Below are 14,776 nucleotides of genomic sequence, written 5' to 3'. Positions count from 1 at the left end.
ACGATGGAATGCGGCGTCGTGATCACCGGCGCCGGCCGAAGCGGGCGCGGAGCTATCCGTGGTGGTGGTCGAGAAGGCCTCCGAGGTCGGTGCCCGCATTTCCTCCGGTCCCGAAGCATCACCTGACACGACACAAGGAAATCAAACGCGATAAGTTGATTTCGAAATCAAATTCGGTAAAGTGCCCATGACGAGCCGGGCGTGGTTTTCTGGGTGGAGAGATCCCTAAATTGCCGCACGGTCACATTCATGGAGATGCTTGTGCAGCACGGTGGGTCTGAGGTCTTGTCGTGGCAGATCCGCAGGGATCGCTTCGGGGACGTCTATCGTGCGACAGGCAAGTGGCGGGACCAGACCATCGCCACGATGGCGTCGCGGCAGCTTCCGGAGCGAGGCGACCACATCGCGATATACGATGGCAGTTTGGCCGTTTCATATGGGCGCCTCGTAGGGGAAGCACGGGCGCTTGCCGCTTATCTGAGGGCGCTGGGTCTCACGGCAGGCGACGTCATCTCGTATCAGCTGCCGAATTGGTATGAGGCCGCGGTCATCAACTTGGCTGCGGCGATCGGCGGTTTCGTGGTCAATCCGCTGGTCCCGATTTATCGGGATGCCGAGGTTGGTTTCATGCTGGCGGACTGCAAAAGCCGCGTTCTCTTCGTTCCGGAACGGTTCCGCAGTTTCAGCTATCTGGACATGGTTCGGCGTCTCCGGCCGAATCTGCCACATCTGACGAGCGTCATCGTTGTGCGCAGCCATGAGCCCAACGAGTTCACGACATTCGAGCAGACCCTCTCGACGAGCGGTACGCATTGCGATCCGGCCGCAGTCGATCCGGATGCGATCAAGCTCATTCTCTACACGAGCGGGACGACAGGCCGCGCGAAGGGTGTGCTTCACACCCACAACACGATCATGGCGGCGATCGACGCATTCGGCGAATTCTGGGACGTCAGGCCTCACGACGTCACCTTCATGGCTTCTCCGGTCAGCCACATCACCGGCTATCTCTATGCTCTGGAGCAGCCGTTCGTTCTCGGCACTCCCGCAGTGTTGATGGATGTCTGGCAGGCGGACGTTGCCGTCCAGCTGATACGTCAACGCCAATGCACGATCGCCTTCGGGGCAACGCCTTTCCTGAAGGAATTGGCTGAGGCGGTCGAGCGCAGCGGCGAGCCCTTGTCGAGCCTGCGGCTTTTCCCGTGCGGAGGCGCGCCTGTGCCTCCGGAGCTTGCCTACAAGGCCGCACGTGCGCTGAAGCCTTGCACCGTCTGCCGAATCTACGGCGCATCCGAACTGGCAGGCCCGATCGCTTTCGGTGTCAGGAACGGCAATGCGAAGCTGGCTGCCGAGACCGACGGCGAAATCTGGAATTCCGAAGTGCGTATCTGCGATCCTGTGACGGGACAGGATCTCGGTCAGGGCGCCGAGGGTGAGATTCTCGCGAGAGGCCCCCAAGTCTCCGTCGGTTACCTCGACCCAAGTGATGATGCGAAGGCGTTCGACGAGCAGGGCTTCTTCCGGACAGGCGACCTCGGCAAGGTCGACCCCCCCGGCTATATCGTCACGACCGGGCGATCGAAGGATCTGATCATTCGGGGCGGCGAGAATCTCAGTCCGCGCGAAATCGAAGATCAACTCTTGGAACATCCTGCCATTCGCGAGGCTGCCGTTGTCGGTATGCCGGATGCGCGGCTCGGTGAGGCAGTCTGCGGATTTGTCGTGTGCGATAGCGGCAGGTCGGTCGATCAGGCGGAAGTGGCCAATTTTCTCGTTGAGCGCCATCTCGCCAAGCAGAAGATTCCCGTTCGCATCGAGGAGCTTGAAGAGCTTCCGAAAACTCCCTCCGGAAAGATCCGGAAGGATCTTTTAAGAAAGATGGCGGCCGATCTGGTTCAACCATAGAGGGCGCATCCGTCGCCGATGCGTCAGCGTGCTGAGCCTATCCCCAACGGACCCATCACGCTCGTTTGACCCTCGCCCGATCGTAGCCGCCGGACCAGCGCCGGGGCTATAGGGCCGAAACGCTGGTTGCCTTCGCTTGAGATCTCTTCCGGGGCGCCTTTGCCTTGGCGGCGGTGTCGCTTTTGCGGCTTTCCGACTTCGGCAATTCCGACGGAACAGGACCTATGCCCTCGAACAGGATCGTTGCCGCCTGCTGAGCAATCTCGTCCGGGGTGAGGCGGCCCGGCTTATACCACTCGACAGACCAGTTCATCATGCCGAGCAGCAGAAGCCGTAGAACCGATATATCCAAGTCGCTTCGAATCTGACCCGTTTCCTGAGCTTCCTTGAAGAGCACACGCCAGACCTGGGCGTTCTCATCGAGAACTCTCAGAAAGTGATCGCGTAGCTTGGCTGGAATCTGGTCGAAGATGCGCATATGAGCGGACACATAGTCATCGCCCGAAAGAGTGATCGCGAAGTGGCCGCGAATCGCGGCCGTGATCCGCTCGCGAACGCTTGAGTCCTCGGGAACCTCTTCCAGGGCCTTTCGAACGAAGATCGCCGTGCGCTCATTCGCGATGGCGAGAACTTCGGCGACAATGGCCTCGCGGGATTCGAAGTAGTAATAGATGCTGCTGGTCTGGGTCCGGGCCTTCTTCGAGATGTCGGAGAGGCGCGCGAGAGCATACCCCTTACGCCGGAAGACAAAAGCGGCTGCATCCAAAATGCGCGCACGCGTCACCTCCGACTTCTTGGGTGCTCTTTCTGTAGATGCCATCTTCTTCAACCGGACTTGTTTTGTTGCCACCTGTATAAATCTTCCCTGATACGTACCTCAGGTCAAGGATGATAGCGCCCACCCGCGCTTTCGTCATCCAGACTGCACTACTGTATAACGCCGATTGCGGCTAGCTTTTCTTTATCGCTCCGTCCAGACCGACGGAACGGGCCGACTGAAAGGCTTCGGACTGATGCGAAAGCTGGTGAGTATCGAAGTGCGCCGCCAGGGCAACGCTGAAGCCTTGCGCGTCCAAGGTCCGGTTCAGGGAGCGCTTCAGGATGCGCAATGCGAAAGGAGGTGCCTCGGCGATCTTCTCCGCCATGGCGAGCGTCGTTGCCTCAAGCTCCTCGCGAGGCACAACACGATTGATCATCCCCAGCTTTTCCGCCTCTGCGGCACTCAGGCGCCCGCCTGTATAAAGCAGCTCCCGTGCCTTTCTCTGCCCCAGTACCCAAGGGTGGATGAGCACCTCAACGGCAGCCGCTCCAAGCGTATGCACGACCGGATCTGCAAAGAACGCGTCCTCCGATGCGATAATGATGTCGCACATGTTGGCGACCATCAGTCCGCCTGCGATGCAGGCACCCTGAACCTGAGCGATGATCGGTTTGGGGGCGTTCAGTATGCGCAGGCAGTAGTCAAAATAGCGCCTTTCCTCATACATCCAGCGTTGCTCAACCGAGAAGCCGGAGCGCTCGCGCTGCGCCTCCTTGAGATCATGCCCCGCAGAGAAATGGTCGCCCTTGCCCGCCAGGACGATGACGCGCACAGCATCGTCCTCAACAGCCGTGGTTATGGCCTGGTCGAGCTCATCCAACAATTCGCGGCTCTCCGCGTTGCGAAACTCCGGCCGGTTGTGACTGATGCGCTGCACGGGACCGAAGCACTCGACCGCAATGGACCGGAAGTTCATCGCACAGCCTCCTCGAAACTGCGCCTGAGAGCGCCAAGGCGCTTCAGTCTGCCGGCTTCCGGGGGCATCGGCACTTGCGCGTGCACGGCTTGAATCCGTTCGAGCCGTGCTCGGAGATCGGCCGGCATTGCGCAGGATTTCGGTGGCGGACCCAGGGCGACATGGATCGTAAGATACTGAGCGAGCGCCGCGAGATAGCCCTCCCGCTCGTTGATGATCTCGAAGAGCAGATGCAGGCGCTTGTCGTCCAATTCAAGGATCCTTGTCGTCACCACGACCCTGTCCCCGAGAAGGAGCTCCCGAATGTGCACGACCTGGGACTCCAGAACGAAGTTCGACTGACCTGATCGCGCCCGGAACTCAATCCCATAGTCCCATTCGTTGTGGGCGGCGATGGCGGGATCCTTTACCGCGGCAAGATAGTAGCAAGCATTGACATGCCTGTTGTCGTCGATCCACTCTGGAGGAACCGTCATCTCATGTCGTGGCAGGCGCGCATCAGCTCGATAGTACAATCACAACTCCGAACGTGACTTTTTAGACCATAAGCTCCGCTATTGCGGATGGGGTGCGACTTTCCAGACTTGAGGTCCGGCGCGGCTTCTGTTCCCACGAAAAACTAGGTTCACGCGTGCTGGAGGTCAAGTATTTTGAATTGAAATTAAATTTTTATAATGTCCCATGACGTGCCTCGGAGCGGGCTCGGACATCGGGACAAGACGCCTATAAACTAAAGGATACAAGCTAGATCCCGCCCAGGATGTCGTAGGCGAGGCGCGTCTAATTTTAAAGTCGAATACGATTTCGAAAAATGTTGACGCGTTCGCGGCCCGATGATTAACTTCCAAACAACGGCCACGGCGGATCATTCCGGACGGTGAGGGCCGGCCGAACAAGAATTGGGAGTGGCGACCGGCCATCCGGAAGTTCGCCGCGGAGGACGCGATGACAACACAGGTTTCTCGACGAACAGTTCTGACCGGTGCCGCGGCGCTAGGAGCCATCGCGGTCGGCCGGCCTTACGGGTCTCTTGCGCAGACAAGCGGTCCCGTCAAGATCGGGGTTCTGCTGCCTCTGACCGGATCGCAGGCGAGCTACGCTCCGGATTGCCAGCTCTCCGCCCAGATCGCGGTCGATCAGATCAACGCGGCCGGCGGAGTGCTCGGGCGCAAGCTCGAAATCGTATTCCGGGACGACAAATCCAATCCGAACGCGGCTCTCGCCGCGGCACGGGAGCTGATGGGAGAGGGCATCAACCTCTTCATTGGCGGGCTCAACACGCCATCGGCGCTCGCCATCGCGGGGATCATGCCGGACGCCAAAAGTGTCCTGATCACGATCGGTTCGGTGGCCGATTCTCTGACGCACGAATCCTTCAACCGGAACTTCTTTCGCATCACGGACAGCGCTTACAGCCGCGCGCAGGCTCAGGCGCGACTTGCGGCTGAGAAATACCCCGATATCACGAAGTGGAGCGGGATTCTCCCCGATGTGGAGTTCGGGCATGCTCTTTGGAGGTCCTATTCCAGCGGGCTCAAAAAGTTCTATCCCCAGATGGCAAGCAAGCCAGCCGAGATTTCCGATCCTATCCTGCAGAAGTTCGGGGCCATCGACTTCAAGAACCAGATCTCGAGCCTCATGCGCCAACCGGCCGAGGGCGTCTATCAGTCTCTGACGGGTGAAGATTTCTTGACGATGATCACCCAGGCCCGTCCGTTCGGGCTGACGAGAAAGATCAAGGTCTTCATGGATCTGAGCGGCGAACTGGTCTTTGCAAAGACACTCAAGCAGAACCTGCCGGAAAACTTCTGGTCGGGCAGCCACTGGTATTACGGCTCGTATCAGAACATCGCAGCGGGCCGCGCCCTCTACGAGGAGTACGTCAAGCGTACCGGCGACAAATATCCGACCGGCTATATCGGCCCGGCCCATATGGCGCTATACGCCTATGTCAATGCCATCAAGGCGGCAGGAACGACCGACACGGATGCGGTCATCAATGCGCTCGAAGGAACCAAGTTCGAGAGCGCGAAGGGTGTGATCTCGTTCCGGAAAGAAGACCATCAGGTGATCTCGGACATCAATCTGATCAAGATCAATCCAAAGAACGATGACATGGGCTGGGTCGTTGCCGACGAAGCCAAGATTCCGGGTGGCAACCTCCTGGGACCGGCGACGCCTGGAAAGCCGCTCGTCATTCAGGACTAGCATGTGCGGGATCCTCCTCCCTCAAAGAGGTGGGGAGCTTCTCCCGTCGATCGCCAAGGCACCTTTGCGGCCTGCACCGCAAAGGCATGGGATTTGCTGAACATTCCTGGTGAAGTTGAATGAGCTTACGTGGGCTTGAAGGAAAGGTCGCTCTCGTCACGGGGGGCGCGGGGGCAATCGGGGCGGGAATCGTCGCGCGGCTGCTCGACGAGGGGTGCAATATCGTCGCGGTGGATCGCGACAACGCGGCTCTTGAGAAACTTACACAGGCTGCAGGCGCTGACCGCGTCCAGATATTGACGGCCGATCTGGCGACCCAGGAGGGTGCGCAGCTCGGAGTTCAGCGTGCCGTGGAAGTCTTCGGCAGCATTGATCTGGTTGCGAATGCCGTTGGTATTCTTGGCAAGTCGGGACCGATTACGGAACTGACCGTCGAGGATTTCGATCTCGTCTATGCGGTCAATGTGCGGGGGATATTTCTCACGCTGCAGGCCGCGCTCCGGCAGATGATCGCTCAGGGACGGGGCGGATCCATCGTGAACTTTGCCTCCATCGCGGCCCTGAAGGCACGTGCCGACCGGTCGTTGTACGGCGCTTCGAAGAGGGCGGTCGTCGCGCTGAGCCTGTCAGCCGCCATCGAGAACGGACAATACGGAATTCGCGTCAATGCCGTATGTCCGGGGGCGATCGATTCTCCAATGGTGGCGCGGCTCGCCCAGGAGGCCGGCATGGGGCCTTGGGGCAGTAGCGGCCGTGCCATCGAACGCAATGGCCGGCCGGACGAAGTTGCAAACCTGGTCGCGTATCTTCTCAGCGACGAGGCCAGCTACAGCACCGGGGGCGTCTACACGGTCGACGGCGGCTCGACCGCCTGACGCGGGGCCCGCGCCCTCATCGATCATAAGATGTTAGGAGAACGGAAATGGCGGCTGAAGCTGCAACGACAACCGATTTGACTGGACGATTGGCGGTGGTCACCGGCGCGGCGAATGGGATTGGTCAGGCATCTGCCGTCCATTTGGCACGCAACGGCGCGGATGTCGTACTGATCGATATCGATTCGCAGGGTCTCGAGAGGACCCGCGAAGCGGTCGAAGAGCAGGGACGCAAAGCGATGCCCCTGGTTGTCGACTGCAACGAGTTGGAGCAGATCGTCGAGGCATTCAAGAAAATCGAGGCCGATTATGGGAATGTCGAAATCCTCCTCAATAATGTCGGTCAGAGCGCACGCGAGCGCGCTTCCGAGTTCTGGTGCTCCGAGCCCGAGACATGGGATTTCATCCTGAAGCTGAATCTCTACAGCACCCTTGCGTGCTCGAGGCAGGTTGTCCCTGGAATGCGGGAAAGGCGTAGCGGCAAGATCATCTCGATCGCATCGGAGGCGGCCTATATGGGCTCGATCGGGGTTGCCGACTATGCAGCCGCGAAAGCAGGCGTGATCGGAATAACCCGTTCGCTGGCGCGGGAGCTCGCTCCCTTTCATGTGAATGTAAACGCCATTTGCCCTGGCCCCATCAGGACGGCTGCCGCTGATCGCCTCCCGATCTGGGAGCAATATCTCAAGGAAACCCCCATGGGGTTTGCGGGAGAGCCGCAAGATATCGCCAATGTCGTCGTGTTCTTCGCAAGCGACCAGAGCCGGTACGTCACGGGACAATCCCTGATCGTCAACGGCGGACGTTGGTGGAGCTAGAGCATCGAACGCAAAAGTGGGCACCGGTTTTGCGTGAAAAGATGCTCAAGCAAGGAGAGCATCGAACGCGGGAAGTGGGAACCGGTTTTGCGTGAAAAGATGCTCAAGGTCAAATGGCAAAGGGCCGGACGCGAAATCGAACTCACGTCCGACGCTTTAAGTAACAGAAAAAGCGCAACATAATGCAGAGGGAGGAAACATGGGCACGCGAGTTACAAGACGCACAATTCTTACCGGCGTGGCAGGAGCGAGTCTTCTCGCCGGCCTCGGACTGCCGCTATCCCGAGCCTTCGCACAAAGCGGGCCCCTCAAGCTCGGATTTGTCGGCCCGCTGAGCGGAGCACAGGAGATCTTCGGGGCTCCGATGCTGCTCGGTGCCCAGATCGCCGCCGAGCAGATCAACGCGGCCGGCGGCGTCAACGGCCGGAAAATTGAGATCGTCGCTCGCGATGACAAAGCTGCGGGTCCCGAGGCGGTCAAGCAGGCCCAGGGCCTCGTCGGAGAGGGGGTTCACCTGCTCTTCGGAGCCATTCAGACGGCGGTTGCGTTGGCCATCGGGCCGCTGCTTCAGCCATCCGACGCCGTTCTGATATCCTGCGCGGCGATCGCCGATAGCCTTACGCATGAGAGCTTCAATCCGCATTACTTCCGCATCAGTGACAACTCCTACATGCGATATCGCGCCCTCGCGCGCGTGATGGCTGAAAAGCATCCCGAAATAACAAAGTGGACGGGCATCTTTCCGGACGCGGCATACGGACATCAATCATGGGACGGCTTCGTCGACGGGTTGAAGGAATACTATCCCAGCATCGCCAAGAAGGATGTCGAAATCATCGAGCCCGTCCTGACAAAGTTCGGTGCGACAGACTTCAAGCCGCAGCTCACAACCTTGATGAGGTCTCCGGCGGAGGGTCTCTTCAATAATACAAATGGAGCGGACGCCGTCACGCTGATCGCCCAAGGGGCCAATTTCGGTCTGGCGCGAAAGTTCAAGGCGATCGCGGACGGGGCGAACGAATTCAATGTCCCCCGGGCCCTCAACAAGCGCATGGTCCCGAATTTCTGGACCGCCATGCATTGGTACTATGGGGGGTACCAGGACACCGAGATGGGCAAGAGGCTCTATGAGGACTATGTCGCCAAGACGGGAGACAAGAGTCCCATCGGATACGTCGAGCAGGGCCATGCAGCCGTCTATGCCTACGCGAATGCGGTGCGCGCGGCCGGTTCTTCCGAAGCAGCTGCAGTCGTGAAGGCCCTCGAAGGAATGAGCTTCGACACGGCCAAGGGGCGCAGAACGTTCCGGCGGGAAGATCACCAGGCCATTCTCGATGTGAATTTCATCACCTTCGACGTCAAGGACACCGACCCGGGATGGGAAGTGTCCGACTTCGTTCGAATTCCGGGAGCCGAGGTCATCGAGCCGCCTACTCCCGGAAAGGAAATTCAGTTCCGCTTCAAGTAGCAGCAGAGGAAACCTGAATGAGACAGGATGTCAGTGGCTGGCAAGTTCGCTGGGATGACGAGCGCGCTCACGCATTCAAGGCCGAAGGCGCTTGGGCGAACAAGACGATCGCCGACTATGCTGACGAGATGATGCGTAAAGACCCGGACCGGGTTCTGGTGATCGACAGGGAGCGTGAGTTCACGCTCCGGCAGATATACAGCGAGGCTCGGACGCTCGCCCGGGCTCTCGTCCGTCGGGGATACCGGCCAGGCGATACGATCTCGTTCCAGCTTCCCAACTGGTACGAGGCGGTCGTCATCAACCTTGCCGCCGCCATGTCGGGTCTCGTCGTGCATCCCCTCGTGCCGATCTACCGGGACATGGAAATCAGTTTCATGCTGCAGGACTGCCGCAGCAAACTGATCTTCATTCCCGGCTCCTTCCGCAAATACGACTATCGGGAGATGATGCGGCGCATCGCACCGAACCTTGCGAACTCCGTCGAAGTCGTCATTGTCCGCGACAGTTCCGACGGGTTCCTCGCCTATGCCGATCTCCTCGCCGAGGCCGACGAGACGACGGAGTTGCCGAGAGCCGATCCCGACGCGATCAAGATGATCATGTATACGTCCGGTACCACGGGCCGGGCGAAGGGCGTCCTGCACAGCCACAATACCCTTCAGGCAGAAAACCGTGGGCGACTCACGCACCTGAATCTTACCCCTCAGGACGTGATGTTCAATCCTTCGCCGGTCACGCATGTAACCGGAGCGCTCTATTCTCTATGCCTGCCGTTCACGGTTGGAGTCACGACCGTGATGCTGGATGTCTGGGACCCGGAGGTGGCCTTCGACATGATGCGCCGGCGTCGGGTCAACGGCATCGTTGCGGCGACGATCTTCCTGCAAGGCCTCGTCGACGAAGCCAAGAAGAAGGGAGATACTCTGCCCGAACTCCGCTTCTTCCTTTGCGGAGGGGCCCAAGTTCCGCCGGATCTCGTCCGGGAGGCCGCCCGAGTATTCCCCAACTGCGTCGCTTCCCGGATCTATGGGTCCACTGAAGTTCCCTGCATCACCGCAGGAGTTAACAGCAAGACGCAGCAGGATCTCGGAGCGGATACGGACGGCCAGGTATGGCTCGCCGAAGCTGTCGTCGCGGATCCAGTGACCGGCGTGCTCCTGCAGGAGGGGCAGGAAGGCGAAATACTCGCGAAAGCGCCTCAGCAGTTCCTCGGATATGTGCATGTCGAGGACAACGCCGATGCCTTCGACGAGCAGGGGTATTTTCGCATGGGCGATCTCGGCCGCCTGGTTCATGGCGACTTCATCGTTGTGACGGGGCGGAAAAAGGATCTCATCATTCGGGCGGGAGAGAACATCAGCCCGAAGGAAATCGAAGACATTCTCTTCAACCATCCCGCGGTTTCCGACATCGCGATCGTCGCCATGCCCAATGCGCGGACCGGCGAGGCCGCGTGTGCCTTCGTCATTCCACGGAACGGCCAGCACATCGACCTTCCTGAAATCAAGCGCTATCTCATGGACCGCGGCACCGCGATGCAGAAAATTCCGGAACGCCTGGAGATCGTGCGCGAACTGCCTCGAACGTCGGTGGGCAAGGTTCGAAAAGACGTTCTCAGGCAGGTGGCAAGAGAGCTCGTGGAGCGGGAACTGCAATGAGCGCCAATGAGACAGGAGCCCTTTCCGGGCGGCGGATCGTCGTAACCGGCGCGGCATCGGGGATCGGACGCGCCACGGCGCAGCTGTTCTCCCAGGAGGGAGCGCAAGTCGCGCTTCTGGACCGCGACGGTGCCAAGTTGGCAGACCTCTCCGGTACCGCGATCGAGGTCGATGTTTCTCAAGAGACGTCCGTTTCGGAAGCCATCGCGAAAGCTGCCGCCGCCATGGGGGGCATCGACGGTCTCGTGAACGTCGCCGGCGTCTTTCCAGTCGCGCGACTGGAGGACACAAGCCTTCAGGACTGGGAGAGAACAATCGCCGTCAATCTGACAGGGCCTTTCCTCGTCACACGTGCGGCGCTTCCGCATCTCCGCCAGGCCGATTCGGCAACCATTGTGAATCTGGGATCAGGCTCCGCGATTCTGCCTTATCCGGACTTGTCCGCCTACGGAGCCACGAAGGGCGGCATTGCCGTTCTGACAAAGGTGTGGGCGGCAGAACTTGCGCCGCGCATTCGTGTCAACGTGGTCTGTCCCGGCATGACGCGGACCCGCATGGTCTCGGATTGGCACCCCGATCCGCAGGCTCTCACGCAGAAGGCCAAGGAAGTCTACGCACTCCAGCGGATCGCCGAACCCGAAGAGATTGCGCGCAGCATACTGTTTTTGACCTCCGACGCGTCGAGCTTCGTGACTGGCGCAACCTTGGCTGTCGACGGCGGCCGCACTTTTCACTAAACAGAAAACGAATTCGAATTCGAAAATAATTGACGCTGTGCAAACCTATGCGTAGACTGCTCGTCCAATGATAGCGGCAAACGAAAGGCCGCCCGAGCCCAGCGGCGGCGCAGCGTATTTCTCGGCGGCAGGTGCGAAATGGATCTGAAATTTTCCAAAGAAGACGATGCTTTTCGAATGATGGTGAGGGAGTTCGTGCGTGCTGCAGTTCCCGCCGATATGGCGGTGCGGACGCGGCAGGGGTTCCACTCGACAAAGGAAGATCTTCAGACCTGGAACCGCATTCTCTTCGAAAGGGGATGGGCCGCGCCCCATTGGCCAAAGGAGTACGGGGGCACCGGCTGGACGCCTCTGCAGATCTACATTTTCGAAGAGGAATGCGCGGCAGCCGATGCCCCCTTTCTGAGCTATTTCGGGCTCCGGCTGCTCGGGCCTCTGATTTACACGTTCGGCACGGATGAGCAGAAGTCCGCGCTTCTTCCGCCTATTCTCAGCGGTGAGACATTCTGGTGCCAGGGTTTCTCCGAGCCAGCGGCCGGCTCGGACCTCGCATCCGTCAAAACGACGGCCGTTCGCGACGGGAATGAATGGGTGATCAATGGCCAGAAGATCTGGACGACGGAGGCCCACTACGCGGATCGAATGTTCTGCCTGGCCCGCACCGATTCGACCGTTCCGCCGCAAAAAGGCGGACTGTCGATGTTCATGTTCGATATGAACACACCCGGCATCTCCGTGCGTCCTATCATCACGATCGACGAGGGGCACTCCGTCAATGAAGTCTTCCTCGAGGATGTTCGCATTCCGGCCGACGCCGTGCTCGGGCGTGCCGGTGATGGGTGGACGCAGGCGAAGTTCCTCCTGAGCCATGAGCGCGTGTCGAATGCGCAGGTCCCGCGCTCCAAGCGGGACCTGGAGTTGCTCAAGCAGATTGCGGCACAGGAGAGGGTAGGGGAGCAGCGCGTCATCGACCTCCCCGAGGTCCGCCTGCGCATAGCGGAACTCGAGATCGACCTGTACGGCCTCGAATGGTCCGTTCTGCGGGAGCTCTTCAACGGCCATGGCGCAAAGAGCCAGCCGATCGCGTCGGGTCTCAAGATTCTCGGAAGCGAAATTCAGCAAAGACTCTCGACGCTCCTGACCGACATCATCGGCCCGAAAGGAGTCGTCCTTTATGACGAAAGAGAGAGCGGCGTAGGCGGCCTTCCGGGGAATGCACCAGACTACGTTGTCGGCTCCACGGCCAGGCAGCTCTTTCTGCGGGCAGCTTCGATCTACGCGGGAGCCAACGAGATTCAGAGAACGATCATCGCCAAGCAGGTCTTCAGTCTCTCGAGCTAGCCCGTTTGCCGCCGTTTGATCGGCGCAGATCTTCCTGACCGAATGACACCTTAAACCAACCGAACTAGGGAAGCGGCTTTGGAATTCTCACTGACAGATGAACAAAACCTCCTACGCGATAGCGTGAAACGCTTCGTCTCCGAAGAGCACGATCTGAACAAGCAACAGGAAATCTTCCGCACGGACCCGCGGTTCTCCGCAGCGCACTGGAGCATGTTCGCGGAGCTCGGTTGGCTTTGCCTCATCGTTCCTGAACAAGCGGGAGGCCTGGGCGGGTCCGCAGAAGATGCCGCCGTCATTGCCGAAGAGCTTGGCCGAGGTCTCGTGGGGGCTCCCTTTCTGTCCACGGGGATCCTGGGAGCGGAGTTGATCAGCCAAGGCGAGCCAACGTCCCGGCGTGACGAGCTCCTCGGGGCCATCATGGAAGGGAAGCGCCGGCTGGCGCTTGCGCTCGAAGAGAGCGCCTCCCGCTACGGGATGGATACGATCTCGACGACGGCACAGGTCTCCCGGAGCGGCGAAATCGTGCTGAACGGCCAGAAGATCCTCGTTCAGGACGGAGCCGATGCGGATGCGTATATCGTCAGCGCCATAGAGGCCTCCCCCGACGGCAGCAGGAACCTCGCTCTGTATATTGTTCCAATCGATGCAGAAGGCGTGGAGATCAGGCGTTACCGCATGATCGACGGACGTTGGGCAGCCGACGTGAAACTCACCAGTGTTCACCTCCCAAGCTCAGCCCTTCTCATTCCCTCGGATCGGGCCAGCGACGTTCTGGAGCGGGCACTCGATCACGCGCGCATCATCCTGGCGTCCGAAGCCCTCGGGGCTATGGAGGGAGCTCTTGAGATGACGGCAGATTATCTCAAAGGGCGCACACAGTTCGGCCGCGCGTTGGCGAGCTTCCAGTCGCTGCAGCATCGGCTTTCCGACATGTTCGTCAAGGTCGAGAATGCCCGTTCCATGCTGTACCGTGGCCTATCAATGCTCGACGCGGACCCGCAACAACGGGCCGCAGCCGTTTCAGCGACAATGATCACGTTCAATCAAGCTTCTGAATTTGTGGGGAGCCAAGCCATTCAGCTTCACGGCGGCATGGGCATGGCCGAAGAGTATCCGATAGGTCACTTCTATAAGCGGCTTCGGGTCATCGGCAAGTCGTACGGCGACCTGAGCTGGCACATGAACCGATACACGCAAACGACTCGGATGTCCGAGATTCAGGGGGCCGCATGAAGTACCAGGATTTCGAGAGGCTGTCCGTCACGACCAAGGACCGCGTCGCCACGATCACACTCCAGCGGCCCGATACGTTGAATGCCGTGGATGCCAGACTCCATACGGAGTTGAGGCATGTCTTTCGCCTTGTCGCAGATGATCCGGAGTCGGATATCGTCGTTCTGACCGGGACCGGACGAGCGTTCTCGGCGGGCGGCGATCTTGCCTGGCTCCAGTCCATGATCGACGATCCGAGCCGCTTCACCGGGATCATCGAGGAAGCCAAGCAGATCGTCTTCTCGATGCTTGAGTTGCCCAAGCCGATGATCTGCCGAATGAACGGCGATGCAATCGGTCTCGGCGCAACACTGGCCCTGTGCTGCGACATCATCGTGGCATCCGAGACGGCCCGTTTCGGCGATACGCATGTTCGAGCCGGCCTCGTGGCGGGCGATGGCGCGGCCGTGATCCTGCCTTACGTCGTCGGCTTCATGCGCGCCAAGGAGCTTCTGCTGACCGGACAGTTGCTGAGTGCAGCAGAAGCTCATCAGATGGGGTTGATCAACCATGTCGTCCCTGCGGACCAGCTCGACGCCAAGGTCGGTGAGATATCCGAGAGACTGGTGCGTGGGGCGACGCAGGCCATCCGATATACCAAGATTGCGGTCAACCGGGGGCTTCGCAAGCTCGCCCAGGACCAGATGGACGTGCTGATGACTTACGAGGCGTTGTCGAGCCAGTCAGCGGATCATGCTGAAGCGGTGCGCGCCTTTCGGGAAAAGCGCAAGCCGCAGTTTACAGGACGCTGA

13 protein-coding genes are annotated in these 14,776 nt (G+C 59.8%); 10 read left to right on the top strand and 3 right to left on the bottom strand.

The features are described 5' to 3' along the window. Positions 1 to 285 precede the first annotated feature (285 nt). The gene (locus tag RE429_RS22660; protein WP_414475596.1) at positions 286 to 1,905 is read left to right on the top strand and encodes an AMP-binding protein; all 1,620 of its coding nucleotides are present in this window, start codon (positions 286 to 288) and stop codon (positions 1,903 to 1,905) included. Between the two features lie 106 nt (positions 1,906 to 2,011). Here the strand turns inward: RE429_RS22660 and RE429_RS22655 are convergent, their stop codons facing one another. The 3 genes from RE429_RS22655 to RE429_RS22645 all read right to left on the bottom strand — a co-directional run bounded on the left by RE429_RS22655 (position 2,012) and on the right by RE429_RS22645 (position 4,117). After that, positions 2,012 to 2,755 (bottom strand): TetR/AcrR family transcriptional regulator, encoded by a 744-nt coding sequence (locus RE429_RS22655; RefSeq protein WP_414475594.1) that lies wholly within the window; start codon positions 2,753 to 2,755, stop codon positions 2,012 to 2,014. A 100-nt stretch (positions 2,756 to 2,855) separates the two neighbouring features. Next, positions 2,856 to 3,641 carry an enoyl-CoA hydratase gene (locus tag RE429_RS22650; protein ID WP_414475593.1) on the bottom strand — a complete coding sequence of 262 codons (786 nt, stop codon included), beginning with the start codon at positions 3,639 to 3,641 and terminating at the stop codon, positions 2,856 to 2,858. Next, positions 3,638 to 4,117 (bottom strand): thioesterase family protein, encoded by a 480-nt coding sequence (locus RE429_RS22645; RefSeq protein ID WP_414475591.1) that lies wholly within the window; start codon positions 4,115 to 4,117, stop codon positions 3,638 to 3,640. The genes RE429_RS22650 and RE429_RS22645 overlap by 4 nt, the downstream gene beginning before the upstream one ends. A 469-nt stretch (positions 4,118 to 4,586) precedes the next feature. On the opposite strand from RE429_RS22645, the gene RE429_RS22640 reads away from it, so the two are divergent. From RE429_RS22640 to RE429_RS22600, 9 genes are all read left to right on the top strand, one after another. After that, positions 4,587 to 5,849, top strand: a complete 1,263-nt coding sequence (locus RE429_RS22640) for an ABC transporter substrate-binding protein (RefSeq protein WP_414475589.1) — start codon at positions 4,587 to 4,589, stop codon at positions 5,847 to 5,849. Positions 5,850 to 5,968: 119 nt separating this feature from the next. Further along, the gene (locus tag RE429_RS22635) at positions 5,969 to 6,724 is read left to right on the top strand and encodes an SDR family NAD(P)-dependent oxidoreductase (protein WP_414475587.1); all 756 of its coding nucleotides are present in this window, start codon (positions 5,969 to 5,971) and stop codon (positions 6,722 to 6,724) included. A 47-nt stretch (positions 6,725 to 6,771) separates the two neighbouring features. Beyond that, complete coding sequence (locus RE429_RS22630) at positions 6,772 to 7,542, top strand: SDR family NAD(P)-dependent oxidoreductase (RefSeq protein ID WP_414475585.1); 771 nt, start codon at positions 6,772 to 6,774, stop codon at positions 7,540 to 7,542. A 199-nt stretch (positions 7,543 to 7,741) separates the two neighbouring features. Further along, entirely contained in the window at positions 7,742 to 9,010 is a 1,269-nt protein-coding gene (locus RE429_RS22625) for an ABC transporter substrate-binding protein (RefSeq protein ID WP_414475583.1), read from the top strand. Positions 9,011 to 9,027: 17 nt separating this feature from the next. Continuing rightward, on the top strand, positions 9,028 to 10,671 hold the full coding sequence (locus RE429_RS22620; protein WP_414475582.1) for an AMP-binding protein: 1,644 nt from the start codon (positions 9,028 to 9,030) through the stop codon (positions 10,669 to 10,671). Further along, entirely contained in the window at positions 10,668 to 11,408 is a 741-nt protein-coding gene (locus tag RE429_RS22615; RefSeq protein ID WP_414475581.1) for an SDR family NAD(P)-dependent oxidoreductase, read from the top strand. The genes RE429_RS22620 and RE429_RS22615 overlap by 4 nt, the downstream gene beginning before the upstream one ends. A 195-nt stretch (positions 11,409 to 11,603) precedes the next feature. After that, positions 11,604 to 12,749, top strand: coding sequence for an acyl-CoA dehydrogenase family protein (locus RE429_RS22610; RefSeq protein WP_414475579.1), 1,146 nt, complete (start codon positions 11,604 to 11,606; stop codon positions 12,747 to 12,749). A gap of 78 nt (positions 12,750 to 12,827) precedes the next feature. Then, positions 12,828 to 13,985, top strand: coding sequence for an acyl-CoA dehydrogenase family protein (locus RE429_RS22605; protein ID WP_414475577.1), 1,158 nt, complete (start codon positions 12,828 to 12,830; stop codon positions 13,983 to 13,985). Next, positions 13,982 to 14,776 carry an enoyl-CoA hydratase/isomerase family protein gene (locus tag RE429_RS22600; protein WP_414475575.1) on the top strand — a complete coding sequence of 265 codons (795 nt, stop codon included), beginning with the start codon at positions 13,982 to 13,984 and terminating at the stop codon, positions 14,774 to 14,776. The genes RE429_RS22605 and RE429_RS22600 overlap by 4 nt, the downstream gene beginning before the upstream one ends.

Origin of the sequence: Microvirga sp. M2 (assembly GCF_047497095.1) — a bacterium.
Taxonomy (GTDB): Bacteria; Pseudomonadota; Alphaproteobacteria; order Rhizobiales; family Beijerinckiaceae; genus Microvirga.
Note: the sequence above shows the minus strand (reverse complement) of the source record. Positions and strands in the feature narration are given on the sequence as shown.

Coding starts and splice junctions, on each gene's coding strand:
- RE429_RS22620 (WP_414475582.1), top strand. CDS start 9,028: ATGAGACAGGATGTCAGTGGCTGGCAAGTTCGCTGGGATGACGAGCGC.
- RE429_RS22615 (WP_414475581.1), top strand. CDS start 10,668: ATGAGCGCCAATGAGACAGGAGCCCTTTCCGGGCGGCGGATCGTCGTA.
- RE429_RS22640 (WP_414475589.1), top strand. CDS start 4,587: ATGACAACACAGGTTTCTCGACGAACAGTTCTGACCGGTGCCGCGGCG.
- RE429_RS22645 (WP_414475591.1), bottom strand. CDS start 4,117: ATGACGGTTCCTCCAGAGTGGATCGACGACAACAGGCATGTCAATGCT.
- RE429_RS22635 (WP_414475587.1), top strand. CDS start 5,969: ATGAGCTTACGTGGGCTTGAAGGAAAGGTCGCTCTCGTCACGGGGGGC.
- RE429_RS22625 (WP_414475583.1), top strand. CDS start 7,742: ATGGGCACGCGAGTTACAAGACGCACAATTCTTACCGGCGTGGCAGGA.
- RE429_RS22600 (WP_414475575.1), top strand. CDS start 13,982: ATGAAGTACCAGGATTTCGAGAGGCTGTCCGTCACGACCAAGGACCGC.
- RE429_RS22630 (WP_414475585.1), top strand. CDS start 6,772: ATGGCGGCTGAAGCTGCAACGACAACCGATTTGACTGGACGATTGGCG.
- RE429_RS22650 (WP_414475593.1), bottom strand. CDS start 3,641: ATGAACTTCCGGTCCATTGCGGTCGAGTGCTTCGGTCCCGTGCAGCGC.